Consider the following 24,827-nt stretch of genomic DNA (forward strand, 5'->3'; position numbering starts at 1 on the left):
TCGCTCCCGGTATTCCGGCAGCGGCAGGTCTTTTCCGTGTCGCGGGGCGGGGGCCCTAGCCCAGCCGCTGGCCCGCCATCCGCTCCAGCCGGTCGATCCGGTCGGCCATGGGCGGGTGGGTGGAGAACATCCGGGCCATGCCCCCGCCGCGGAACGGGTTGGCGATCATCAGGTGCGAGGCGTTGACCAGCCGCTGGTCCTGCGGCAACGGCGCCAGCTGCACCCCCTGTTCGATCTTGCGCAGCGCCGAGGCCAGCGCCAGCGGATCCCCGGTCAGCGCCGAGCCGTCCTCGTCGGCGTCGTACTCGCGGGTGCGGGAGATTGCCATCTGGATGAGGGACGCGGCGAAGGGCGCCAGGATGGACATGGCCAGCAGGGCTAGCGGGTTGGCGTTCCGGCGGTCCCCGCCGCCGAAGAAGAGCAGCAACTGCCCCACCGAGGTGATCACGCCCGCGACGGCGGCCGCGACCGAGGAGGTGAGGATGTCCCGGTTGTAGACGTGCATCAGCTCGTGCCCCAGGACGCCGCGGAGCTCCCGCAGGTCCAGCAGCTGCAGGATGCCCTGCGTGCAGCAGACGGCCGCGTGCTGCGGATCGCGGCCCGTGGCGAACGCGTTGGGCGCCATGGTCGGGGAAATGTAGATCCTTGGCATCGGCTGGTTGGCCCGGGCCGAGAGCTCCCGGACGATCTGGTACAGCTGGGGCGCCTCGGCCTCCGTGACCGGGAGGGCCTGCATGGCCCGGATGGCGAGCTTGTCGCTGTTCCAGTAGCCGTAGAAGGTGGTGCCGACGCCGATCAGGGCCATGATCCACAGCGGGGCCGAGCTGCGGGTCCCGGACGCGATCAGGGCACCCAGTGCCAGCAGCACCGCCCACAGGGCACCGAACAGGGCGGCCGTCTTCAGGCCGTTGTGATGGTTGTGCACAGATCCTCCCAAGCCGAACCGGAACCGTCCCCCGGCGCGGAAACGCCGGGCCAATCCCACTCTGAAAACGAACCGCTACGGCACCGGGTTCCGGGCATCATAGCGCAGGAAACCGGACTGCCACCGGGCCACCAGCCAGGCCGCGACGGCGCACAGGACGCCCCCGGCCAGCAGCACCCAGCCCTCGCTCAATACCTTGGTCGCGCCGCCGGCCAGCAGGTCCCCCACGCGAGGGCCGCCGGCGACGACCACAACGAATACGCCCTGCAGCCTGCCGCGGAGATGATCGGGCGCTGCGGACTGCAGGATGGTGGTGCGGAAGACGGCGCTGACCGAGTCGGCGATGCCGGCGAGCGCGCAGCAGAGCGCGGCGGGAATCAGCCAGGCCGTCACCCCGGCACCTCCGGAGCGGCCGGCCAGGACGACGACGAGCCCCAGCCCGGCGACCGAGGCGCCCCACCCCATCACGGACCAGACCACGGCGGTCCCCTGGGCGCGGACGCCGCCCAGCGGACCGGAGAATAGCCCGGCCAGGAAGGCGCCGACGGCGGTGGCGGCCAGCAGGATGCCGACCGTGGCCTCACCGCCGCCGATCATCAGGGCGCCGATGGCCGGCAGCAGGGCCCGCGGCTGGGCGAGGATCATGGCGATCAGGTCGATCACGAAGGTCATCCGCAGGTTGGGTCGGGTGCCGAGGAAGCGGAAGCCTTCCACCACAGAGCGCAGCCCGGCCCGGTGCGTCACCCGGTCCGGCGGCATGGCCGGCAGCTTGACCAGGGCCCAGACCACGAAGGCGAAGCTGGCCACGTCGATGGTGTAGGTCCAGGCGAAGCCGATGGTGGCCACCAGGACGCCGGCCAGCAGCGGCCCGGCGGTCATGGACAGGCCCATGCTCATCATGGACAGGGCGTTCGCGGCAGGCAGCAGTTCCTTGCGGACCAATACCGGGATGATGGCGCTGCGGGCCGGCTGGTTAATGGCCTGGGCGCCGCTTTGGACCGCCACCAGGGCGTAGAGCAGCCAGACGTTGCCCACCTGCAGCCAGGCCTGAAGCGCCAGGCAGCCGGTGGTCAGCCAGAGGACGGAGGAGGCCAGCAGGGCCACCCGGCGCCGGTCGTGGGCGTCGGCGATCGATCCGCCCAGCAGCCCGCCGAGAATCAGGGGGACCAGGGCGAAGATGCTCAGCAGGCCCACGTAGAAGCTGTCCTGGGTGAGGCGGTACACCTCCAGGCTCACGGCCACCAGGGTGAGCTGGCTGCCGACGGCGGAAGCCGCGGTTCCCAGCCACAGGCGGCGGAACGCCGGGCTCTCGCGTAGCGGCGTGATGTCAGCCAGGAATTTCCCCACCCGGCAACTCTAATGGGACGGCAAGGCTAACTAAGTCCAGCCTTATTGCGACTTGCTCAAAATAGATGCTTGAATGGGTCCATGAACGCTAACCCGGGCAGCAGCGACGCATGGGCCGACGCCCTGCGCGCCCACGGCCGCCGGGTGACCAAGCAGCGGCTGGCCGTGCTCGACGCCGTCGAACGCCACCCGCACTCGCCGGCCGAGCGCGTCCTGGCCGCCGCCCGGGAGGAACTCCCGGAGCTCACCGCGCAGTCGGTGTACGTGGTCCTTGGCGACCTCACCGAGCTGCAGATGCTGCGCCGCTTCGAACCCCCGCACTCCCCCGCCCTGTACGAGACCCGGGTGGGCGACAACCACCACCACGCCGTCTGTATCGGGTGCGGGCGCGTGGAGGACGTGGAGTGCGCCGTCGGCCACGCCCCCTGCCTGACCCCGCACTGGGGCTCCGGGACCGCACCGATGACCATCCAGATCGCCGACGTCCTGTACCAGGGCATCTGCGAAGAGTGCCAGCGCACCCAAAAACTGCCCGCCCACAGCAACTAGGTTCACAACAACAATTGAGGAGAACGATGACTCAGAACATTTCTGCGCCCGTGTCCACGACCCAGTCCGGCGCGCCGGTCACGTCGGACGCCCACTCGCAGTCCGTCGGTGCCGACGGCGCCATCATCCTGACCGATCACTACCTGATCGAAAAGCTCGCCCAGTTCAACCGCGAGCGGGTTCCGGAGCGCGTCGTGCACGCCAAGGGCGGCGGTGCCTTCGGTACGTTCAAGACCACCGAGGATGTCTCGAAGTACACCAAGGCAGCCCTCTTCCAGCCGGGCACCGAGACGGACATGCTGATCCGCTTCTCCTCCGTCGCGGGCGAGGCCGGCTCGGCCGACACCCTGCGCGACCCGCGCGGCTTCGCGATCAAGTTCTACACCTCCGAGGGCAACTACGACCTCGTGGGCAACAACACCCCGGTGTTCTTCATCCGCGACGGCATCAAGTTCCCGGACTTCATCCACTCCCAGAAGCGCCTACCGGGCTCGCACCTGCGCGACGCCGACATGCAGTGGGACTTTTGGACCCTCTCCCCCGAGTCCGCCCACCAGGTCACCTGGCTGATGGGTGACCGCGGCCTGCCCGCCACCTGGCGCGAAATGCAGGGCTACGGCTCGCACACCTACCAGTGGATCAACGCCGAGGGCGAGCGCTTCTGGGTCAAGTACCACTTCAAGTCCAACCAGGGCGTCAAGTCCTTGACCAACGACGAGGCGGCGGAACTGGCCGGCAACGACGCGGACTTCTACATCCGCGACCTGCGCGAAAACATCGACGCCGGGAACTTCCCCGCCTGGGACCTGCACGTCCAGGTCATGCCCTACGAGGACGCGAAGACCTACCGCTTCAACCCGTTCGACCTGACCAAGGTGTGGCCGCACGGCGACTACCCGCTGATCAAGGTCGGCACCATGGAGCTGACGAAGAACCCGGAGAACTACTTCGCGCAGATCGAGCAGGCCACCTTCGCGCCGTCGAACTTCGTGCCGGGCATCGCCGCCTCCCCGGACAAGATGCTGCAGGCCCGCATCTTCTCCTACGCGGACGCGCACCGCTACCGCGTGGGCACCAACCACGCCCAGCTGCCGGTCAACGCCCCGAAGAACGAGGTGCACAACTACAGCCAGGACGGCGCGGCCCGCTACCACTTCAACGCGCCCACCGTTCCGGTCTACGCACCGAACTCCCTGGGCGGCCCCGCCGCCGTCGAGTCGCAGAACCCGGCCGGCGGCTGGGAGAACGACGGCGCACTCACCCTCTCCGCGCACTCCCTGCACGCCGAGGATGACGACTTCGGCCAGGCCGGCACGATGTACCGCGAGGTCTACGACGACGGCGCCAAAGCCCGGTTCCTGGAGACCATCACCACCGCCGTGGGCGGTGTGAAGAACGCCGACATCAAGGAACGCGCCATCCAGTACTGGACCAACGTCGACGCCGAGCTCGGCGCCAAGCTGCGCTCCAACCTCGGTGCCGCCAACCCGTCCGACGCCGAGGCCGCCAACAAGATGGCCTAAACGTCCGTACGGACACACAGCAGTACACGACAGCGCCCCGCCGCGGATCTTCCGCGGCGGGGCGCTGTCGTTTGTCGGGGGTGCCGGACGTGTCAGGCGGGGCAGGCTTAGGCGGGCAAGGGTCAGGCGGGTTTGGCCGCACTGCCGGCCTGGGCGGGCTCCGCCGCGGCCGGGCGGTGGCCCTTCTTGGCCAGCTGGATCTGCTCATACACGTGGTGCCGGAGCTCGGTGAACCGGGGCAGGGACCGGGTCTCCAGCTGGTCCCGCTCCACCGGCAGGTCGATCCGGATGTCCTCCTGGACCACCGTGGGCGAGCTGGAGAGGATGATGACCCGTTCGCCCAGGTAGACCGACTCATCGATGTCGTGGGTGACGAAGAGGACGGTAACGCCGAACTTCTTCCAGATCGTCCGGATCAGGTCTTCCAGGTCGGCGCGGGTCTGGGCGTCCACCGCGGCGAACGGCTCATCCATCAGCAGCACCTCGGGCTGGTAGGCGATGGCGCGGGCGATCGCCACGCGCTGCTGCATGCCGCCGGAGAGCTGCCAGGGGTAGGACCGCGGCACGTGGGACAGGCCCACGGCCTCCAGCGCCTCGTCCACCAGCCGGTCACGTTCGGCCTTCGGCACGCCCTGGTTTTTCAGCGGCAGCGCCACGTTGTCCCGGACCCGCATCCAGGGGAAGAGGGAGCGGCCGTACTCCTGGAAGACCACCGCCATCTTCTTCGGCGGCCCGGAGACCCGCTTGCCGTCGAGCAGGACCTCGCCCTCGGTGGGCGCCATCAGGCCCGAGATGCACTTGAGCAGGGTAGTCTTGCCCGAGCCCGAAGGACCCACCAGGCAGGCCAGTTCCCCGGCGCGCAGGTCGAAGGTGAGGTTGCGGACGGCCTCGATGTCGCCGCCGTCGGTCTGGTAGACCTTCTTCAGTCCGCGGACCGAGAGCATGGCCTCCGGCCGGATGGTCCCGACCTCGGGGGTGGTGTCAGGCTGCATTTTCTACCTCTTTCTGGCCGTGGTACCAGCGCAGGATGTTCCGCTCGGCCCACTGGAAGATGAACGACATCGTCACGCCCAGCAGCCCCAGCACCACGATGCCGGACCACATTTCCGGGATGGCGAAGGAACGCTGGAACTGCACGATGGTGAAGCCAAGCCCGGAGGACGAGGCGAACATTTCGGAGATGACCATCAGGATCAGCCCGAGCGAGAGGGACTGGCGGACACCCGCCAGGATCTGCGGGCTGGCCGAGGGCAGCACCAGGTACCGGACCCGGGCCCAGCCGGAGATTCCGTAGGTGTGGGCCGAGTCGGAGAGGACACCGTCGACGGCGCGGACACCCTCGATGGTGTTCAGCAGCACCGGCCAGACGCAGCCGGAGATGATCACCGCGATTTTCATGGAGTCGGTGATGCCCATCAGCAGCATCAGCACCGGGACCAGCACCGGCGGCGGGATGGCCCGGAAGAACTCCAGGGTGGGTCCCAGCAGGGTGCGGAGCCACCGGACGGAGCCGATCACCACGCCGCCAACGACGCCGATCACGATCGCCGCGACGACGCCCACCAGGAGCCTGCCGATGCTCGGCAGCACGTCGGAGAAGAACCGCGGGCCGAACCAGGTCTGGGCGAACTTCTGCACCAGCGCCGCCGGCGTCGGCACGAAGAAGTTCACCGCGCCCAGGGTGGAGGCCCACCAGAGCAGGACGAGGAGCACCGGCAGCGCCAGCACGTAGCCCAGGGTCTTCAGGGCTTTCATACGATCACCTCGGAGCGGACGGAGGAGTGCCAGGACAGCGTTTTCTTCTCGATCAGCCGCATCAGGGCGTTGATCACGACGCCGATCAGGCCGGTGGCCAGCACCAGCGCGTACATCCCGGAAATGGCGCCGCCGGACTGCGCCAGCGCGATTTCCCGGCCCAGGCCCGGGGAACCGATCACGAGCTCGGCCGTGATGGCCAGGACCAGCGCGACCGTGGCCGCCAGCCGCACGCCGGTCATCAGGTAGGGCAGCGCCGTCGGGAAGACGACGTAGCGGATCCGGGCCAGCGGCCCGAGCCCGTAGGTCTTGGCCGTGTTGTTGGCGACCATGTCGACGTCGGCCACGCCGTAGAGCACCTGGATCAGGACCTGCCAGAAGGCGGCGTAGGTGATCAGCATCAGCGAGGATTCCAGCTTCACGCCGAACAGCAGCACGGCCAGCGGAATCAGCGCCACCGACGGGATGGGCCGCAGGAACTCCACCGTGGAGTTGGTGGCCCGGCGGAGGAAGGTGCTGGACCCGATCACGAAGCCCAGCACGACGGCGAGGATGATCGCGAGGACCAGCCCCAGGAACCAGGCCTTCATGGTCTCCCCCACCGAGACCCAGAACGCGGTAAGGCCCAGGTCGCGGACCAGTGCCATCACCACCTCACTGGCCGGCGGCAAGTATTTGGCATCGACCAGGCCGAGCCGCGGGATCAGCTCCCAGGTGGCCAGGAAGCCAAGGATCCCGGCCAGACCCAGCAGCCGCTGGCCGGGGAAGGCGCGTTTGCCCGTACGGCGGCCGCGTCCCGCACGGGTCGCGCGGCCGCCGGTGGCGAGGGCGTCGGCACTCACGGCAGCAGGTCGCCCGCGTTCGGGGCCTTGGAAAGGGTGCCGTACTTGGCGGCCGCGTCGCCCAGGGTCTTGAAGGCGTCCTTGTCGAAGTTGACCGTCCAGTGCGTGAGGGTCATCTTGGAGCGGGCGGCCTCGTCGATCTTGGTGTAGGTGCCCACGATGTCCCGGACTTCCTGCGGGTGGGCCTGGGCGTACTCGAGGGACTTGTTCATGGCCCGGGTGAACTTCTGGGTCAGCTCCGGCTTGTTCTTGATGGTGTCGGCCTTGGTGAAGTACCCGGCGATGTCCAGCTTGGGGCTGACGTCCACGAAGTTCCACGAAACCACGGAGCCACCGTCGGCCAGGGCCTTGGACATGAAGGGTTCGAGGATCCAGGCCGCGTCCACCTGCTTGTTGGCGATGGCCGCCGGCGCGTCCGGGAAGGCCACCTCGACGAACTTCACGGAGGAGGGATCGCCGCCGTCCTTCTCGATCGCGGACTTGATGCTGGTGTCGCCGATGTTGGAGAGGTTGTTCACGGAGACGGTCTTGCCGGCCAGGTCCTTGGCGGACTTGATCGGGGAGCCGGCCGGGACGACGACGCCGCCGACGTCCTTGCCCTTCTCACCGGTGGTGGACGCGCCGTTGGCGACGAACTTCAGGTCGAGGCCCTTGTCCCTGGCGACCATCACGGAGATCAGGTTGGAGAAGGCGAAGTCGAAGCTGCCGCTGACGACGCCGGGAACGATCGCGGCGCCGCCGGTGGCGGTCTGGATGTCCAGCTGGAGTCCCTCGTCCTTGAAGAAGCCCATCTTGTTGCCCAGATAGACCGGCGCGCAGTCGACGATCGGAATAACGCCGACGCTGACCTTGGTCAGGTCTCCCCCGCCGGCGGCCCCGCCCTGGACGGTGCCGCCCGTCGAGCTGGGTGATCCGCTGCCGCAGGCCGTGAGGGCCAGGACGGACGCGGCCGCCAGCAGGGAGAAGGTACGACGTAACATGTTCACTCCTTTGTGCACTGCGGCCCGGGAGTGACTCGCCCCCACCACCGCCAATGTTCGCTTTTCGAACAAACGTTCAAATATCAAGTCTGGTCTAAGGCTACTGTGAGGTCAACCACATCCGGGGCATTGTTACGGCTCTGAGACAGGTCGCCGGGCACAGCAAAGCGGGGCCACTCCGGGCCGGTCCGGGCGGTGCCGGACGGGACGGAGTGACCCCGCTCTGCGGTGCTGCGGGAGGTGGCCCGCTAGTGGCGGGAGACTTCCTCGGAGGCCACGTTGCTGGGTTCGTCGGTGCCGGGTTCGCCGGTGCCCGCGGCGGCCGGGCCGCTGACGGACGCCCGCGCCTCGGCGAACTTCTCGTTCAGCCGGGAGTGCCGGCGGCCGTAGGAGAAGTAGATGATGATGCCCACCACGAGCCAGAGGGCGAAGAAGATCCAGGTCTCCACGGCGAGGTTGGTCATCAGGTAGAGGCAGAGCACGGCGGAGACCACCGGAACCACCTTGCCGAACGGCACGCGGAAGGACGGCTTGAGGTCCGGCCGCTTCCTGCGCAGGACCAGGATGCCCAGGCTGACCATCACGAAGGCGGACAGCGTGCCGATGTTGATCATTTCCTCCAGCAGGTCCACCTTGGTCAGGCCGGCCACCAGGGCCACGGCGGCACCGCAGATGATCTGCAGCCGGGCCGGGGTGGCGCGGATGGTGCTGGTCTTGGACAGGGAGCGCGGCAGCAGGCCGTCGCGGCTCATCGCGAGGACCACGCGGGAGAGGCCCATCAGCAGCACCATGATCACCGTGGTCAGGCCCACCAGCGAGCCGAAGGCGATCACCTTGGCGGCGTCGTTGTTGCCCACGGCCTCGAAGGCGGTGGTGAGCGTGGGGCTCTCCGCCTCCGCGAGCTTGCTGTAGGGGACCATGCCGGTGAGCGCGAGCGAGACCAGGATGTAGAGCACGGTGACGATCGCGAGGCCGCCGAAGATGCCGCGCGGCAGGGTCTTCTGCGGGTTCTTGACTTCCTCGGCGGAGGTGGCGACGACGTCGAAGCCGATGAAGGCGAAGAAGACCAGCGCGGCGCCGGCGAAGATGCCGAGGGTGCCGTACTGCGCGGGGGCCGCGCCGGTGAGGAAGCCGAAGAAGGACTGCTTGAGCACGTCGGTAGTGCCGGTGCCCCCGGTGGGCTGGGAGGCCGGGACAAACGGGCTGTAGTTTTCAAACTTCACGTAGGTGAAGCCGACGACGATGACGAAGAGGACGACGGCGATCTTGATCAGGGTGAAGACGTTGCCGACGCGGGCGGACAGCTTTGTCCCCAGCACCAGCAGCACGGTGAAGATGGCCACGATCAGGAAGGCGCCCCAGTAGAGGTCGATCCCGCCGAGGGAGATGGACGGCGGGACGTCGAGCCCCATCAGCGCGAAGACCTTGCTGAGGTAGATGCCCCAGTACTTGGCGATCACGGCGCCGGCGGTGAACAGTTCCAGGATCAGGTTCCAGCCGATGATCCAGGCCAGCACCTCGCCCATGGTGGCGTAGGTGAAGACGTAGGCGGAGCCGGCCACGGGGATGGCGGTGGCGAACTCGGCGTAGCACATGATGGCGAGGGCGCAGGTGACGGCCGCGATGGCGAAGGAGATGGTGACGGCAGGGCCGGCGAAGTTGGCGGCGGCCTTGGCGCCGACCGAGAAGATCCCGGCGCCGACGGCGACGGCGACGCCCATGATCATCAGGTCCCAGGTGCTGAGCGAGCGCTTGAGCTTGCGGCCCGGCTCATCGGCGTCGGCCATCGACTGCTCGACGGACTTGGTCCGGAAAAGGTTCATAGGAAGGTCCACGGTCTCTATAGCTGGGGAAAACGGACCTATTAATAGTAGTGTCCATCCACTGGACGGCCGCTTTAATCCCACATGGTGAGACGGTGAGGGTGCCTTAAACCGGCCAGTCCATCAGCGTGGAGCGGATCAGGAAGCGCTTCCCCTCGGGTGCCTCGACCGAGAAGCCGCTCCCCCGGCCGTGGACGACGTCCACCGTCAGGTGCGTGTGGCTCCAGTAGTTGAACTGCTCGCGGGACATCCAGAACTCAACCGGCTGGGCTGCTCCCGGGCCGGTGTCCGCGGCGATGTCGAAGCGTCCCAGCAGTACGTCGGACCCACCGGTGATGAACTCCCCCGCCGGGTAGCACATGGGCGAGGAACCGTCGCAGCAGCCCCCGGACTGATGGAACATCAGCGGCCCGTGCTGGTCCCACAGCTTGCGCAGCAGCTCCACGGCTTCGGGGGTGAGGGCCACCCTGGAGAAGTCCTCGCCGGGGAGGGTGGACGCCGCGTCGAGCACGGGCTGGGTCATGGCGAACTCCTGGAGGCGGGAAGGGCTGGGGGGCGAATGGGGGGGTGCGGGGGCCGGTCCCGGGTGGGGCCGGCCCGCCGCTGCCGCGGCTTAGAAGAAGCCGAGCTTGTTCTCGTTGTAGCTGACCAGCAGGTTCTTGGTCTGCTGGTAGTGGTCGAGCATCATGGCGTGGTTCTCGCGGCCGATGCCGGAGGACTTGTAGCCGCCGAACGCCGCCCCTGCCGGGTAGGCGTGGTAGTTGTTCACCCAGACGCGGCCGGCCTGGATCTCGCGGCCGGCACGGTAGGCGACGTTGCCGTTGCGGGACCAGACGCCGGCGCCGAGGCCGTAGAGGGTGTCGTTGGCGATCCCCATGGCGTCGTTGTAGTCGCTGAACCGGGTCACCGAGACCACCGGGCCGAAGATCTCCTCCTGGAAGATGCGCATCTTGTTGTGGCCCTCGAAGATGGTGGGCTGGACGTAGTAGCCGCCGGCCAGGTCGCCGTCGAGCTCCGCGCGGGCGCCGCCGGTGAGGGCCTTGGCGCCCTCCTGCTTTCCGATGTCGATGTAGGAGAGGATCTTCTCCAGCTGGTCGTTGGAGGCCTGGGCGCCCAGCTGGGTGTCGGTGTCCAGCGGGTTGCCCTGGATGATCTTCTGGGTCCGGGCCAGGGCGTCGGCCATGAACGAGTCGTAGATGCCTTCCTGCACCAGGGCGCGGGAGGGGCAGGTGCAGACCTCGCCCTGGTTGAACGCGAAGAGCGTGAAGCCCTCCAGGGCCTTATCGTAGAACGCGTCGTTGCTGTCGGCGACGTCGTTGAAGAAGATGTTCGGGCTCTTGCCGCCGAGCTCCAGGGTGACCGGGATGAGGTTCGCGGAGGCGTACTGGCTGATCAGGCGGCCCGTGGTGGTCTCGCCGGTGAAGGCGATCTTGCGGATCCGCGGGCTGGAGGCGAGCGGCTTGCCGGCCTCGACGCCGAAGCCGTTGACCACGTTGACCACGCCGGCCGGGAGCAGGTCGCTGATCAGTTCCATCAGGACCAGGATCGAGGAGGGGGTCTGCTCGGCGGGCTTGAGGACGACGGCGTTGCCGGCGGCGAGGGCGGGGGCCAGCTTCCAGACGGCCATCAGGATCGGGAAGTTCCAGGGGATGATCTGGCCGACGACGCCGAGCGGCTCGTGGAAGTGGTAGGCGGTGGTGTCGTCGTCGAGCTGGGAGAGCCGGCCCTCCTGGGCGCGGACGGCGGAGGCGAAGTAGCGGAAGTGGTCGGCCGCGAGCGGGATGTCGGCGTTGAGGGTTTCCCGGATCGGTTTGCCGTTGTCCCAGGTTTCGGCGACGGCCAGCAGCTCGGTGTTCTCATCGATCCGGTCCGCGATCTTGTTCAGGATCGCGGCGCGTTCGGCGACGGAGGTCTTGCCCCAGGAGGGTGCCGCCTTGTGCGCGGCGTCCAGGGCAAGCTCGATGTCTTCGGCGGTGCCGCGGGCCACCTCGCAGAAGGCCTTGCCGGTCACCGGGGTGATGTTCTCGAAGTACTGGCCCTTCACCGGGGCCACCCACTCCCCGCCGATCCAGTTCTCGTAGCGGTCCTTGAACTGGACCTTCGAACCGTCGGTACCGGGTTGTGCGTAAACAGTCATTGCTAGCTCCTTTGCTGTGCAAGGTCGGTGGCGGACGCGGCCGGGACATCACGGGCCGCCGCTGCCCCCAGCGTAGGAGCGGGAAGGTTGCAGCCAGGTTGCATCGGGGTGATCCGGGTCACGTTGCGAGCTGCGGCCCCGGTGGCGGCTGCGGGGGTGCGGGGCGGTCAGGTGCTGAGTTCGGCTTCGAGCCGCTCGAGTTCGGTGACGACGGCGGCCCGGCGCGGCGAGCGGGCCGGGAGCAGGCGGAGGGCCGCGGCGCGGACCTCGACGTCGTCCCGGGCCTCGGGCAGGGCGGCGTACTTCAGCAGGGCGTCGGCGCTGCCGTCGGTGAGCACGGCCTCGCGCAGCAGCGTCGCGACCCGGCCGCGGAGTTCGACGACGCCGGGCGCTTCAGAGCCGGGCAGGACGGCGCCGCGGTAGAGTTCCAGCGCGATCCGGTGCGCTCCGCGCCGCAGGCAACTCAGCACCTGCCCCGTGTCCGGGACCAGGTCCACCGGCACGCGGTAGGGCCGGGATTCGGGCACGGCGGCGGGGTCCAGTTGCTGGAAGACCTTCCGCAGCCGCACCATCTCGGCCCGGAGCGTGGTGGGCGAGCCGCTGCCCGGATAGAGCAGGGCACTGAGCCGCTCCGCAGTGAGGCCCTCCGGGTGGGAGCTGAGCAGGGCCAGGATCTCGCTGTGCCGCGCCGAGAGGGTGACGGTCCGTCCATTGAGGGTGAGCACCGCCTGGTCCCGGCCCAGCAGCTGCAGCCCGTTGCGGTACAGAGTGCCGCCGGCGTTTCCTGTGCCCCGCCCGGCGGCGGTCGCGGCGGATCCGCCGGCCGCCGGGCTGGTCCGGCGGCGGCCTGCGGGGGTGGTGAGCCGGGCCGCCTCCCGCTGCAGGCGTTCCACCCGCAGGTGCGCCTGGGCGGCGGCGACGGTCGCCTCGACGAGGGACAGGGTGTGCGGGGCGACGGCGTTCTCCGTGCCGGTGATGTCGACGACGCCGAGCAGGGCGCCGGAGTCCGGATCGTGGAACGGCACGGCCGTGCAGCTCCACGGGTGGACGGAGCGCTTGTAGTGTTCGGCGCCGGCGATCTGGATGCCGCGGCCCAGGGCCAGGGCGGTCCCCGGCGCGCTGGTGCCCACAGTGGCCTCGGACCAGTCCGCCCCGGGGACAAACATCATGGATTCGGCCCGGCGCTGCAGGACCGGGTTGCCCTCCACCCACAGCAGCCGGCCCACCTCGTCACCCACGGCCACAAGCATGCCGCTGTCGTGACTGGGCAGGATGAGGAGCTTGTGGATGACGGGCATGATGGCGGCCAAGGGGTGCTGCCGCCGGTATTCTTCGAGTTCCTCGCGGTCCATGGCCAGCGGGGCCTCGGGGTTGTCCGGGTTGGCGTGTGATCGGGCGGAGCGCTGCCACGATTCCTGAACCAGGCTCCGCAGGCCGGGGACCGGGCCGTAGGGGAGGCCGGCGGTGTCACCCGCGGCGCCGAGGAGTTCGTGCCCGGCGCGGGCATACCGCTGCCGCAGCTCCGGGTCGGGTCCGGCGTAGGATCCGTGCGGGGCTGGCTGCTGGAGCGGATTCCTCATTGAACTCCCCTGGCCGGCATCGGCGTCGATGCACTGCAACTCGTCCCGTCGAGTCTACGGTCGCGGCACGCCGCCCGCCAGAGGATGGACCGACGTCGTTCGTGGCCTGCGATACGGAAAATGCCCGCCGCCCCGGTTATTCCGGGGGCGGCGGGCATTGTGCGCGTCGACAGTGCAGGACTGCCGCGGCGTCAGTCGCGGGAGATCCGGATCATGTCCTCGCGCGGGACCACCTTGACGCGTTCGCGTTCGATTCCGTCGGCCGGGTGGGCGGCGGTCCAGGCGGCGCCGAGTTCCTTCTCGTGGGCGTCGAGCTTGTTCCAGCCTTCCCAGGTGGTGTATTCGACGCCGCGTTCCTCGAGGAGGTCGATGATGGCCTGCGGGTCCGGGTTCTGCGCCGGGGGCAGCGTGAGCCGGTCCTCCAGCAGGAATCCGATGGTCTCCAGGGCGTCGCCCTTGGTGTGGCCGATCAGGCCGACCGGGCCACGCTTGATCCAGCCGGTGGCGTAGATCCCGGGGACCGGGCTGCCGGCGGTGTCGAGCACGCGGCCGCCCTCGTTGGGGATGACGCCGCGGCGGGCGTCGTACTCCAGTTCGGCCAGGGGCGAGCCGTGGTAGCCGATGGCGCGGTAGACGGCCTGGACCGGGTAGTCGACGAACTCGCCGGTGCCCTTGGCGTTGCCGGTGCCGTCGAGCTGCATGCGCTCGAAGGTCATGCCGGTGACCTTGCCGGGGTGGGCGGGGTCGTCGTGGATCTCGACCGGGCTGTGCAGGAAGTGCAGGTGCAGCCGGCGGGACGCCGTGAGTTCGGAGAGGTCCTCGGGCTGCTCGGCGATCCAGTTCGTCAGCGTGCCGACCATGGTCTTGATCTGGTTGTTGGACTGGATTGCTTCGTCGGAGGCCTCGTCGAACTCGAAGTCCTCCGCGTACAGGACGATGTCCACGTCCTTGGAGTGCGAGAGCTCGCGCAGCTCAAGCGGGGTGAACTTCACCTGGGCCGGGCCGCGCCGCCCGAACACGTGCACGTCGGTGACCGGGGAGGCCTTGAGCCCGGCGTAGACGTTGTCCGGGATCTCGGTGACCAGGAGGTCGTCGGCGTGCTTGGAGAGGATCCGGGCCACGTCCAGGGCCACGTTGCCGTTGCCGATCACCGCGATTTCCTTGGCCTCCAGCGGCCATTCCCGGGGCACGTCCGGGTGCCCGTCGTACCAGGAGACGAAGTCGGCGCCGCCGAAGGAACCCTCCAGGTCGATGCCCGGAATGTTCAGGTCCGCGTCCTTAATCGCGCCGGTGGCGAAGATGACCGCGTCGTAGAAGGCCCGGAAGTCGCTAAGGGTGAGGTCGCGGCCGTAGGTGACGTTGCCGAGGAAGCGGATGTCGCCCCGGTCCAGGACCTTGTGCAGGGCGTTGACGATGCCTTTGATCCGGGGGTGGTCCGGGGCCACGCCGTAGCGGATCAGGCCGTAGGGCGCAGGGTAAGCCTCGAAGAGGTCGATGCTGACCTCAAGGTCCCCGTCCTTGACCTGGTTCGACTTGGTCAGGATGTCCGCGGCGTAGACGCCGGCCGGTCCGGCGCCGATGATGGCGACGCGGAGGGGACGATTGGACGGTGATTCGGCCGAGTTGGACACCGGGAACCCTTCTGACTCTTGGCGGATGCGCCGGCACGATGCGGCGCGCAGTCTTCCATTCTAGATGCCCGCGCCCGCTCCCGGCCCGGAAAACGGGAGCGGGCGTGATGGACGTCGCAGTGCGGCGGAGTCCCGGACACGGCCCGGCGGGAGGAATAGGGTCCGCGGAGGTGATGTTATGTCTCCTGTGCCTACTTCCGACGGATCCTCCGCTCCCACCGCCCTGACCTCTTCGGGAGACGCTTCCCCCGCAGTGAACGGCGTCGCCCGCGGCAGCGGTCCCGGCCCGGCGGCAACGCGCTCGGTCATGGACAAGGCAGCGGACAAGGAAACGACGACGGGCATCCTCTTCGGCATCGGCGCGTACGGGCTGTGGGGGCTGCTCCCGCTCTATTTCTATGTGTTGAACCCGGCCGGCGCCGTCGAGATCGTCGCCAACCGCGTCGTCTGGTCTCTCCTGTTCTGTGCGCTGCTGATCACCGTGTCCCGCGCGTGGCCCGCCATCGGCGCCGCCTTCCGCAACCGCACCGTGTTCGGCACCCTGGCCCTCGCGGCCGGCCTGATCGCGGTGAACTGGGTGACCTACACGTACGGCGTGACCACCGGCCAGGCCGTGGAGACGTCGCTGGGATACTTCATCAACCCGCTGGTCTCGGTGCTGCTGGGCGTCTTCGTCCTGAAGGAGAAGCTGCGGCCGCTGCAGTGGGCGGCGGTGGCGGTGGGCTTCGTCGCCGTCGGCGTCCTGACGTATTCCTACGGCAAGCTGCCCTGGATCGCGCTGACCCTGGCCTTCAGCTTCGGCCTCTACGGCTTCGTGAAGAAGCGGGTGGGCCCGCGCGTTGACGCCCTCACCAGCCTCAGCGTGGAGACGTTCGTCCTGGCCCCGATCGCCGCGGTGGCGATGGTGGTCCTGGCGGTCACGGGTGCCGCCACCCTGACCAGCAACGGCTCCGGCCACTTCTGGCTGCTCGCCGCCTCGGGCGTGATCACCGCCGTGCCCCTGCTCTTCTTCGGCGCCTCCGCGCGGCGGCTGCCGATGACCACCATCGGGCTGCTGCAGTACTTCGCCCCGGTGCTGCAGTTCATCGTGGCGCTGGTGGTCTTCAAGGAGGCGATGACCCCGGAGCGCTGGGTTGGCTTCGGCGTCGTCTGGTTAGCGCTGCTGCTGCTGACGGCGGACATGCTCCGGGCCGCCCGCAGGAACGCGGTGACCCGGAAGCGCGCCCGCGCCGCCGCCTAGTTGTTAATAGACCTAGTCCTCCGGGCTGCTGTCGATCCGGACGTAGTCCCGCGGGACCACGACCATCGGAACCGGCAGGGCGCGCAGGACCTTGTTGGCCGTACTGCCGAGGAACAGCTTGTTCTTCTCCGCCAGCCGTGAGGACCCGACAATCATAATTTCGGCGTCGTCCCATTCGAGGTCGTCGATGGCTTCCTCGATGGTCCGGCCGTGGGCGACCTCGACGCTGACGTGGTGACCCTCCGGTAGCCGTTCGGCGGCCGCCCTCAGGACCGTGTTGGCGTGGACGTGGGCCGCGTTGACGTTCTCGCCGCCGTCGCCCTCGGCGTCCAGCTCCACCAGGGAGACCAGCCGCAGCGGCACGCCACGGCGTTCGGCCGATTCGATGGCGACGTCGATCGCCGCCTCCGCGCCGGTGCGCTGGCCCACGGCGAGGGTGAGGCGGCTGACGGGTTCGGTGCGCCGGTACCCGCGGGGAGCGAGCGCCACCGGCACCGGGGAGGCGTGCAGCAGGGCGTTGGCCACGCTGCCGATGCTGAACCTCTTGAACAGGCCGTTGCCGGCGGCGCCCACCACGATCAGGCCGGCCCGGTATTCCTTCGCGGCGTCGATCAGTCCGGCGGCGAAGGACTCCGCCTGCCGGACGTGGAAGCGGGCCTGCAGCCCCTCCGGGACGAGGGCCAGGCCCTGCCGCTCCGCCGTGAGCACCGACTGTTCCGCCGCGCTGACGCGGTTGCCCTGCGGGTTCAGCGCCACGTACGGGGTGTTGCGGTCCACCACGTGGACCAGGTCCAGGTGGGCGCCCTGGGCCCGGGCCATGGCGGAGGCGAGGGCGACGGCGTCAGCGCCGCGGTCGTTGGGGGTGTAGCCGACGATGTATCGCATGTGTACCCCTTGTGGGTCCGGGCAGGACCGGGCATCCGCCCGGGATTCCGGGCTGCGCTGGCCGGCCTGCATACCTGCAGTGTTGGCACGACTCTAGCCCAGCAATGCGCGGATGCGGGAGGTTTGAGGCTCAGCCGCCCAGGACCTTGCGGAGCGCGTCATAGGCGGGGGTGGGTTTGCCGCCGTCGAACAGGAAATCGTGGCCCTGCTGCAGGCTCCCGTCGTCCTCGATCCGCCAGTCGTAGCGGTCGTCAACGCCCCAGGTCGTGTAGGAAACGCAGGTTTGCGAGCGCAGGCAGGTGGAGAGGACGGCGGCGTATTGCTCGGCCTGGGCCTGCTTGCCTTTGCCGTCGGTGACGTCGTTCTCCGAGATCCGCACCCGCAGCCCGGCGTCGCCGAACTTGCCGAGGGTCTTGGTGAGATCGGCCGCGGAGATGGCGTCCGTTTTCAGGTCGTAGATGTGGGCCTGCAGGCCGACGCCGTAAATGTGGCCGCCCGCGGCGTTGGTGTCCAGGGCGAGCTTGAGCAGGGCGTCCTGCCGGCGGCCGGGGACATCGGCGCCGTTCTCGTTGATGTACTGGCGGACGTCCGGGTCCGCGGCGAACACGGCTTTGGAGATGACGGCCGGGTAGTTGGCGCCGAGCACCCGGTACCAGACGTTCTTCTGCATGCTGGTGCCCTGGTCCACGTCGAAGGGCTCATTGACGACGTCGAGCGAGGCGAGCCGGCCCTTGAAGTGGGTCACCACGGTATTCACGTAGTCCAGGAGGGCACCGGCGCTGGCGCGGCGTTCGGCGTCGGTCCCGCTGGGCAGGTCCTGCATCCAGCGCGGCAGTGCCTCGGAGAAGGTGATGGTGTGCCCGTGCACGGCCATTCCCTTGCTCTGCGCGATCGCCAGGATCGCGTCGGCCTCCTCGAAGGTGTACTGCCCGCGCGCCGGGGACAGGAATTGCGGCTTCATGGCATTTTCCGGGGTGAGCGCGCCGAAGTTGCCGGCGAACGCGCGGGCGTAGTCCGGGTCCCCCGTCAGCGGTCCCAGGGCGACGGCGGCCCCGATCCGGAAGTCCGGCCGGATTTTGGCGGCGAGCGCCTGCAGGCCGCCGGGGGCGGAGCCGTCGCCGGCCACCGCGGCGCCGGAGGCCCGCAGCCCGGTGGACGCGGGCGCCGTCGCAGTGAGCGAGGTGACCTCGAAGCTGCCCGCTCCCGTGGAGAACCCGAACCAGAGGCTGCCGGAGGAGAAGATGTTCGCCAGCGGCTGGGAGGAGAGGGTGTCCGGGCCGTTGAGGATTTTCAGGGTGTCCCCCGACCGGTTGACCGTCAGGGCGGCCGCGGGGTCCTTGAGCGTGACGGTCTCGTCGTGCACGGGGGCCGGCCGGGTCACGTCCTTCTTTTGTTTCCCGTCGAACACGGCGATGTGCAGGTCCGATCCCTGGAGCGTGAGCCGGAGGGAGGCCGGTTCGACCCTAAATTCGTCGGCGATGATCGGCGGCTGGTTGTAGACGGTCCACGTCGCGTCGGTGCCGATGTTCGTGAAGGTGGCGGCGAGGGTAAAGTCCCCGGCCGCCTCCAGGTGGGTGCCGGCGAGGTTCACCGGCGGGTTGGGCTGGCCACCGGAGCCGTCCTGTTCGACGATGGTCCGCTGGAGCGCGGAGACCTGCAGGGCGCCGCCGTCGGCCGTGATGCCGGGGGTGTGTCCCCAGTCCTGGCGGAGCAGGTCGATGGTCACGTCGGGTTTCGGGGCGGGCGGCGTGCACCCCGCGGCAAAGGCAAGGACGGACGCCAGCACCACCAACCGTGATGCCCGGCGCCCGCCCATTGCGTCTCCAATCGTCCTTTCGTTTCTACTCTCTTTGTGCCCGGCGCGCAGCCCTCGTGCACCGGGCAGAGGCTCTACGGTTTGGTCCAGCGCACGTCGTCGAAGTACCCCTGGATTGCGGAGTTCCCCTGCACGATGACCTGGAGGCTCGCCTTGGCGACCGACGTCGTACTCGGCGAGTAGGTCAGGTCCACGTTGGTGACACCGCCGGCGGTGACCCCGAGTTTGTACTGGCCGGAGATCCACTGGCCGGCGGAGTTGTACTCGTCGATGTAGAAGCCCACCTCACCGCTGGTCCGTGCAGTGACGTTGAGGTAGCTGGCGATCTTGTACGTTCCGGCGCTGACGGCGACCTGCGGCGAGAACAAGTGCTTGTTCGCCGTCGTGGCCGTCATCTTGACCGAGTTCACCGGGTTGGCGGGGCTGCCGTGGTTGGCGGCGTCGGCCAGGATGGTGGTGGCCGAGTCGGTGGTCCAGCCGGCGCTGATGCCGGCGTCGAAGGTGCCGTTGGCCACGAGGTTGGTGGCAGGCGGCGGGGCGGTTTCGGCGCCGAGGGCGAACATCTGCATGTTGTCCACGTAGGCCGTGATGCCGGTCCCGGTGACGTACACCTGGAGGCTGGCGGAGGCGACGCTGGTGGAACTTGGCGTGTATGTGAAGTTCATCGACTCCACCCACCTGGTGTTCTCCCGTTTACGGAACTGCCCGGAGATCCATTGACCGGCGGAGTTGTATTCGTCGACGTAGAAGCCCACTTCACCGCTGCTGATCGCGGCCACGTTGAGGTACGCCTTGAACATGTAGTTCGTGGCCGGCGTGACCGGAACCTTGGGCGAGAAGAGGTGGCGGGAGGTGGTGCCGGAGACCAGCTTCACCGATTTGGCCGCGTCCGGGTAGTTGCCGTTGGTACCGGAGTCGGCGGTGATGCCGGTCGGAGCATCGGTGGTCCAGCCGTCGGCGATGCCGTTGTTGAACGAGGCGTTGGGCAGCTTGTTGGGGCTGCCGTTGACCAGGCCCTTGCTGACGTTGACGTTCTTGATCAGGCCCGCGGAGACCTTGGTCTTCACGTACGCGGCCAGCTGGTCCAGTTCGGCGGTGCCGTACTGGTAGTCGTCCGGGACCTGGCTGGGCGAGGGCCGGATGTCGTGGAAAGTGAAGATCACCCACGTCTTGTTGGCGATGGCCGCGTCCACCTGGGCCTTCAGGTTCGAGACCGGGGTGGTGACCTCCTGGACGGGGACGTCACGGAGCAGGTAATCCCCCAGCGGCCAGGGGTTGTTGCCGGTGTCCGCGAAGCCGCGCATCGAGCTGTAGTACTTGGCGATGCGGGCCAGGGCCGACATGTCGTAGTCGCCGTAGGGCGGCGCGAACGCGGTCGGATTGAAGCCGTGCGACACCAGGGCGGAGCGGCTGTTGGCCAGCTCGGCCTCCACCTGCGCGGCGGTGAGCTTGGTGGCCTGGCAGTCATTGCCGACGCTGACCAGGCACTGGTGGTCCACGGTGTGCGAGCCGATTTCCCAGCCGTAGGTGTTCTGCAGCTGCGTGATCTGGTCCCACGTCATGTACGGGACATCGGTGTTCGCCCGGCAGGTGTTGGGCGCCGTCGTCATTCCGACACAGTTGGTGATCACGTAGCTGGTGCCGGTGAGCCCGTACTTCTGCAGCGTGGGGGCGGCCTGGGTGATGGCGCTTGCCATGCTGTCGTCGAAAGTGAAGGACACGAGCGGAGTCGCCGCAGGGTTGTCCACGGCGGCGTTAGCCACGGCGGGCGTGAGCAGTGCGGCACCCATGGCCCCCACCGCCACCCCGACGGTCATCAGCAAGGCGCGCCCCCGCGCCAAGCCGGATCTGGTTCTGGTCATGAATTTCTCCGTATCTCTTGGGTGACCTCAGCTGCAGGGCCGCACCGCCGGACGGCGGTCAGGGTCCCTGCAGCTGCATGAACGCCTTCGCTACCGTCTGCACCGGAATGCCGCTGTCGGCGATAATCTGGAGCTGGGTGGTGAGGGCGTCGCTCGTGATGGTGCTGCGGTCCGCCGCGATGGTGTGTTCCTGGGTGCCCGACGAATCGGGAGCCGAGATCTGGTGGTAGACCACGATGAGCCAGCCGTTGGCCTGTTTGGTCTCGGCGAGCGCTTCCTTGAGGGTTTCCGGCGTGGTTTCGTCGGTGACGTAGAGGACCTTCAGGTCCTCGGGGTCGAGGTTCTGCCGGGTGTTGATGCCGTCGTCGGTGCCGCGGATGACGTTGAAGTACTTCCCTGCGTACCACTGGACCTGTGGATCCATCCGCCCATACGGAGGGGCAAGGTCGTCGGTGGCGAGGCCGGCCGCGGCCAGCCCGTCCTCGCTCTTACGCAGCTGCTCGTCCAGCTGGGCGGTACCGATGGAGGTGAGGTCGACGTGCTGGTAGCTGTGTGCGGCGATCTCATGCCCGGAGCGGTGCAATTGTTGGAGTTCGGCCGCGGTCATGAAGTTCGGCGTCTCTATGGAGCTGGCGTTGATGTAGTGCGTGGAGACGAAGTTGTGCTTGTTCAACAGCGGAAGAGCCCGGTCATACACCGACTGCCAGCCGTCGTCGAAGGTCAGGGAAACCGTCGGCTGGCTCCAGCGCAGCGGCCCGGGCCGGGTGATGTCCTTGAGTGTGTAGCCACGCACCGCGGTGTTCCCGTTGGCGTGGGAAATCAGCGTGACCATCACGGACGCGGCTCCGGCGGGGGCCTGGACGACGTCCCGGAGCGTGGTCCATTCCCCGGCCGGCGGCAGGGTCGCCAGGTTCCGGAATATGCGTCCGCCCCCGGCCAGTTCGAACTCCGCCACGACGTCCACCTCACGGTCGGCCCGGTAGCTCGCCCCGAATTCGTAAGACCGGTCCGGGGCCACCGTCACCGGCGGGTACTGCCACTTCCCCTCGCCGTTCTGGTAATTAGTGATGCGGGTCCAGAAGTAGCTGCCGTCCTGGTCCACGCCACGGCCGGACTGCATGGCCAGCGCCCCGTAGGTGAAGGGGGCCCAGCCGTCGGCGTCGCCGGGCTGGGGCCCGGCCGGGCCGGGTGGGGGAATCAGGTTCGGTCCGGCCGGGGACGCGGGCGGGACACGGACATCGTCGGCCGCCTCCAGGTAGGCACCCTCGACCCGGAGGGTGCCTTTGGAGGCCATCCGGAAGACGTACTCCACCGCCGTGGTCTTGTCGTTGGTGTCGAAGGCGTCGCTGACGGTGAACGGGGAATTGCCGGGCTTCTGCAGCGGGTTGCGCAGTTGTTCCAGGGTGGCGGAGCCGTCGGCGTGGTGGTGCCGGGCCAGCAGGGTGAAATCCGCCTCGCTGGCGGCATACGCCTTGAACAGGTAGGTTTTGCCCGGGTCCACGTTGACGCGGGGGCTGGTCAGCGTGATGTCGCCCGAGGCGTAGCTGGTGACGTCCAGCTTCAGCGCCTGGCCGATCACCTGCCCGTCGGTCACGTCGAGGGAGGTTTTGGCGTCCCCGCTGTGGTTGACGGTCCAGCCAGCGGTGGGCAACGCGGCAGCCGTTCCGGAGACAGATCCGGCGGCGCCGCCCGCAGTGCGCGCCAGCGTCGGCAGCAGGTTCGCACCCGGGCGGGCCTGGGCGATGCCGTTGGTCGCGCCCGTGTACATCATCCAGCCGGCAGCCACGAGGGCGACCACCGCCGCGATGACCACCAGGGGGTTCAGCAGCAGCCTCAGGATCCAGGGGCGCCTACGTGCCATGGGCTACCACCGCCGTCGTACTCCCGGCCCGCTGCGGCGACTTCCACGTGTTCACTGCAGGACGGCGGAACAGGCCCCGGGAGCGGACGATGCAGCGGACCGCCGCCGTCAACTGAACCAGGTCCATGATGTAGAACAGGAAATAGGCGGTGGGCGCGTAGATGGTGAGCCGGATCTGCTCGCGGGGACTGAGGTTCTCGTCGAGCCAGATAGTCATCAGTGTGTAGGCGGTGATGGTGAGGTACGCGCCCAGGACCAGCGCCGGGGTGCGGGTCACCAGGGACCAGTACACGGCGTAGGTCCACGCCAGCGGGGAGATCAGCAGGGTGAACTCGCTCAGCAGGGCCATCGGCATCCGGTAGTAGGTCAGGGTCCGCGTGTACCGGCGGCTGGGGTTGAAGATCATGCCGCGGTACTTGATCAGGTTCTGCAGGCTGCCGTACTTCCAGCGGTAGCGCTGCTTCGCCAGCGCCCGGAGGGTCATGACGCCCTCGGTCTTGGCTACGACGTCGGAGCCGTAGACCAGGCGAAAGCGGCGGTTTCCGAGGCTGGTGACCTTCTCGCTCAGGCCGATGTCCTCCGTGAGGGTGTCCGTGTCGTAGAAGCCCACCTTCCGCAGCACCCGCATCCGGTAGGTGGAGGCCACTCCGCCGACGACGAACTCGCAGTTCATCAGGGAGTACAGCTTCTTGGAGCGGTAGCCGATCATATGCTCGAAGCGCTGCAGGATGCCCAGCGCCGTGGTCTCTTCCAGGATCTTGACGTTGGCGGCAACACCGGCCACGTAGGGGTCTTCAAAATAGGCCAGGGCGTTGGAGATGGCGTCCGGGGCAATGATCGAGTCCGCGTCAAGGGTCATGACGAACTGGCCGCGGGCGTGCCGGCGCAGCGCCGCGTTCAGGGCGGCGCCCTTGCCGACGTTGTGGTGCATGCGCACGATCCGCAGGTTCATGCCGGGGTGGCGCACCTGGTAGTCCCGGACCAGCCGGCCGGTCAGGTCGGTCGAGGCGTCGTCCGCCACGATCACCTCGAAGGAGCGGTACAGGCTGCGTCCGATCGAATCCAGGGTCCGGACAATGACGGCTTCCTCGTTGTGGGCGGCGACGACGATCGAGACCAGCCCCGGGACTTCGGGCGCCGCACGACGGGTCCAGGTGGCCGTCGCGGCGCACTCCGGCTCGAAGTCGACGCGGCGGCGGACGGCCCGGACGGCCTTGCGGCGTTGTTGCCACACGTCGTAGAAATTGGCGCCGACCAGGTACAGGCCGAAGTGCATGACGTACAGGATGCTGACGCCGGCGAACAGCCAGAATGTCAGCAGCGGCATATCCAGGCTCACGGCTTCGCTGCCCTCACTGACATGGCGGGGAGATGCTCATCGGTGCGGGCCGTGGCGTGCCGGTCGCGGGGCCTCCTGTAAGGCAGCGTGATGGCCGGACCGGCCCCGTGCGCTGCCAGGGCGGGAACCGCGGGGAAGGGCGCCGGCACGGCGGGCGGCACGGCCCCTCCGCGCGGGTCCTCCGGCGGGTAAGCGGCCCCCACCGCCGCCATGCCGTCGGTGACGGTGGCCGGGCGCGCTTCGGGCGGCTGGATCAGGTCAACAGCGGCGTCGATCACGGCGGAGACCGCAGGCTGGGCCGCGTCGACGGCTGCGTCGATCACGGCGGTAACCGCCGGAGGCAGCAGGTCCGCCGGGGAGTCCACCGGGGCGACGACGGCGGCTTGGCGTGTGGCACCGTGCCGGGCGGCACGGCGGTACACGCGGATACCGACGAAGCGGATCAGGACGGTGAAGATCACGAGCGCCCACAGCACCAGGCTCATCTGCGCGACGAAGGCCAGCAGAGCCTCGAACAGCGCCCCGTCCCGGCCGAAGGTCGTCTCCGCGGGCACCGCGATGGCAGTGGTCACGGCAATGGCGGCGGTCATGCCCGGACTCCCGGGGCTTCTGGACTCTGGGTAAGTTGAAGCTGAATCATTTGCATGTCCCCTCTCTCGTGCAAAAGTTGGTGCCACGGCCCCCACGGATCGGCATCGTTGACGTCCATGGCGCGGTGGCCGCGCACGGTGC

At 68.5% G+C, this 24,827-nt stretch carries 20 protein-coding genes; 3 read left to right on the forward strand and 17 right to left on the reverse strand.

From position 1 onward, the window contains the following. Positions 1 to 55 precede the first annotated feature (55 nt). Together htpX and AB0O44_RS01940 are read right to left on the reverse strand one after the other, a co-directional pair. Positions 56 to 925 carry a zinc metalloprotease HtpX gene (gene htpX, locus AB0O44_RS01935; protein ID WP_364133535.1) on the reverse strand — a complete coding sequence of 290 codons (870 nt, stop codon included), beginning with the start codon at positions 923 to 925 and terminating at the stop codon, positions 56 to 58. A 75-nt stretch (positions 926 to 1,000) separates the two neighbouring features. Then, entirely contained in the window at positions 1,001 to 2,272 is a 1,272-nt protein-coding gene (locus tag AB0O44_RS01940) for an MFS transporter (protein WP_364133538.1), read from the reverse strand. An 81-nt stretch (positions 2,273 to 2,353) separates the two neighbouring features. Here AB0O44_RS01940 and AB0O44_RS01945 point away from each other — a divergent pair, with 81 nt between their 5' ends. Both AB0O44_RS01945 and AB0O44_RS01950 read left to right on the forward strand, forming a co-directional pair. After that, a complete protein-coding gene (locus tag AB0O44_RS01945; protein WP_364133540.1) occupies positions 2,354 to 2,821 on the forward strand; it encodes a Fur family transcriptional regulator in 468 nt (155 codons plus the stop codon). Between the two features lie 26 nt (positions 2,822 to 2,847). Beyond that, on the forward strand, positions 2,848 to 4,344 hold the full coding sequence (locus tag AB0O44_RS01950) for a catalase (protein ID WP_364133543.1): 1,497 nt from the start codon (positions 2,848 to 2,850) through the stop codon (positions 4,342 to 4,344). 122 nt (positions 4,345 to 4,466) lie between these two features. On the opposite strand, the gene AB0O44_RS01955 is transcribed toward AB0O44_RS01950, so the two are convergent. The 9 genes from AB0O44_RS01955 to AB0O44_RS01995 form a co-directional block, all read right to left on the reverse strand. Next, positions 4,467 to 5,336, reverse strand: coding sequence for an ABC transporter ATP-binding protein (locus tag AB0O44_RS01955; RefSeq protein ID WP_364133546.1), 870 nt, complete (start codon positions 5,334 to 5,336; stop codon positions 4,467 to 4,469). Further along, a complete protein-coding gene (locus AB0O44_RS01960) occupies positions 5,326 to 6,099 on the reverse strand; it encodes an ABC transporter permease (protein WP_364133549.1) in 774 nt (257 codons plus the stop codon). The genes AB0O44_RS01955 and AB0O44_RS01960 overlap by 11 nt, the downstream gene beginning before the upstream one ends. Continuing rightward, complete coding sequence (locus AB0O44_RS01965) at positions 6,096 to 6,941, reverse strand: ABC transporter permease (protein ID WP_364133552.1); 846 nt, start codon at positions 6,939 to 6,941, stop codon at positions 6,096 to 6,098. The genes AB0O44_RS01960 and AB0O44_RS01965 overlap by 4 nt, the downstream gene beginning before the upstream one ends. After that, positions 6,938 to 7,921 (reverse strand): ABC transporter substrate-binding protein, encoded by a 984-nt coding sequence (locus AB0O44_RS01970; RefSeq protein ID WP_364133555.1) that lies wholly within the window; start codon positions 7,919 to 7,921, stop codon positions 6,938 to 6,940. Before AB0O44_RS01970 ends, AB0O44_RS01965 begins: the two co-directional genes overlap by 4 nt. Positions 7,922 to 8,169: 248 nt before the next feature. Next, entirely contained in the window at positions 8,170 to 9,744 is a 1,575-nt protein-coding gene (locus AB0O44_RS01975; RefSeq protein WP_364133558.1) for an amino acid permease, read from the reverse strand. Between the two features lie 106 nt (positions 9,745 to 9,850). Beyond that, positions 9,851 to 10,267: a DUF779 domain-containing protein gene (locus tag AB0O44_RS01980; RefSeq protein WP_364133561.1), complete on the reverse strand. Its 417-nt coding sequence runs from the start codon at positions 10,265 to 10,267 to the stop codon at positions 9,851 to 9,853. 90 nt (positions 10,268 to 10,357) lie between these two features. Continuing rightward, a complete protein-coding gene (locus AB0O44_RS01985; protein ID WP_290256025.1) occupies positions 10,358 to 11,881 on the reverse strand; it encodes an aldehyde dehydrogenase family protein in 1,524 nt (507 codons plus the stop codon). Positions 11,882 to 12,048: 167 nt separating this feature from the next. Then, positions 12,049 to 13,461 (reverse strand): GAF domain-containing protein, encoded by a 1,413-nt coding sequence (locus AB0O44_RS01990; RefSeq protein WP_364133563.1) that lies wholly within the window; start codon positions 13,459 to 13,461, stop codon positions 12,049 to 12,051. Between the two features lie 191 nt (positions 13,462 to 13,652). Continuing rightward, positions 13,653 to 15,092, reverse strand: a complete 1,440-nt coding sequence (locus AB0O44_RS01995) for an FAD-dependent oxidoreductase (RefSeq protein ID WP_290256027.1) — start codon at positions 15,090 to 15,092, stop codon at positions 13,653 to 13,655. Positions 15,093 to 15,399: 307 nt separating this feature from the next. Here AB0O44_RS01995 and rarD point away from each other — a divergent pair, with 307 nt between their 5' ends. Next, complete coding sequence (gene rarD, locus AB0O44_RS02000; RefSeq protein ID WP_364134649.1) at positions 15,400 to 16,332, forward strand: EamA family transporter RarD; 933 nt, start codon at positions 15,400 to 15,402, stop codon at positions 16,330 to 16,332. 12 nt (positions 16,333 to 16,344) lie between these two features. Here the strand turns inward: rarD and AB0O44_RS02005 are convergent, their stop codons facing one another. The 6 genes from AB0O44_RS02005 to AB0O44_RS02030 all read right to left on the reverse strand — a co-directional run bounded on the left by AB0O44_RS02005 (position 16,345) and on the right by AB0O44_RS02030 (position 24,685). After that, positions 16,345 to 17,217, reverse strand: a complete 873-nt coding sequence (locus AB0O44_RS02005; protein ID WP_290256028.1) for a universal stress protein — start codon at positions 17,215 to 17,217, stop codon at positions 16,345 to 16,347. Positions 17,218 to 17,347: 130 nt separating this feature from the next. Continuing rightward, the gene (locus AB0O44_RS02010; protein WP_364133565.1) at positions 17,348 to 18,943 is read right to left on the reverse strand and encodes an endo-1,4-beta-xylanase; all 1,596 of its coding nucleotides are present in this window, start codon (positions 18,941 to 18,943) and stop codon (positions 17,348 to 17,350) included. Positions 18,944 to 19,107: 164 nt separating this feature from the next. After that, positions 19,108 to 20,895 carry a polysaccharide deacetylase family protein gene (locus AB0O44_RS02015; protein ID WP_364133568.1) on the reverse strand — a complete coding sequence of 596 codons (1,788 nt, stop codon included), beginning with the start codon at positions 20,893 to 20,895 and terminating at the stop codon, positions 19,108 to 19,110. Positions 20,896 to 20,953: 58 nt separating this feature from the next. Beyond that, positions 20,954 to 22,756 (reverse strand): polysaccharide deacetylase family protein, encoded by a 1,803-nt coding sequence (locus AB0O44_RS02020; RefSeq protein WP_364133571.1) that lies wholly within the window; start codon positions 22,754 to 22,756, stop codon positions 20,954 to 20,956. After that, positions 22,746 to 24,095 carry a glycosyltransferase family 2 protein gene (locus AB0O44_RS02025; RefSeq protein ID WP_364133573.1) on the reverse strand — a complete coding sequence of 450 codons (1,350 nt, stop codon included), beginning with the start codon at positions 24,093 to 24,095 and terminating at the stop codon, positions 22,746 to 22,748. Before AB0O44_RS02025 ends, AB0O44_RS02020 begins: the two co-directional genes overlap by 11 nt. Beyond that, a complete protein-coding gene (locus tag AB0O44_RS02030) occupies positions 24,092 to 24,685 on the reverse strand; it encodes a hypothetical protein (protein ID WP_364133576.1) in 594 nt (197 codons plus the stop codon). The genes AB0O44_RS02025 and AB0O44_RS02030 overlap by 4 nt, the downstream gene beginning before the upstream one ends. Positions 24,686 to 24,827 lie beyond the last annotated feature (142 nt).

This window comes from Arthrobacter sp. NPDC080082 (assembly GCF_040686595.1).
In the GTDB taxonomy this organism is placed as follows: domain Bacteria; phylum Actinomycetota; class Actinomycetes; order Actinomycetales; family Micrococcaceae; genus Arthrobacter.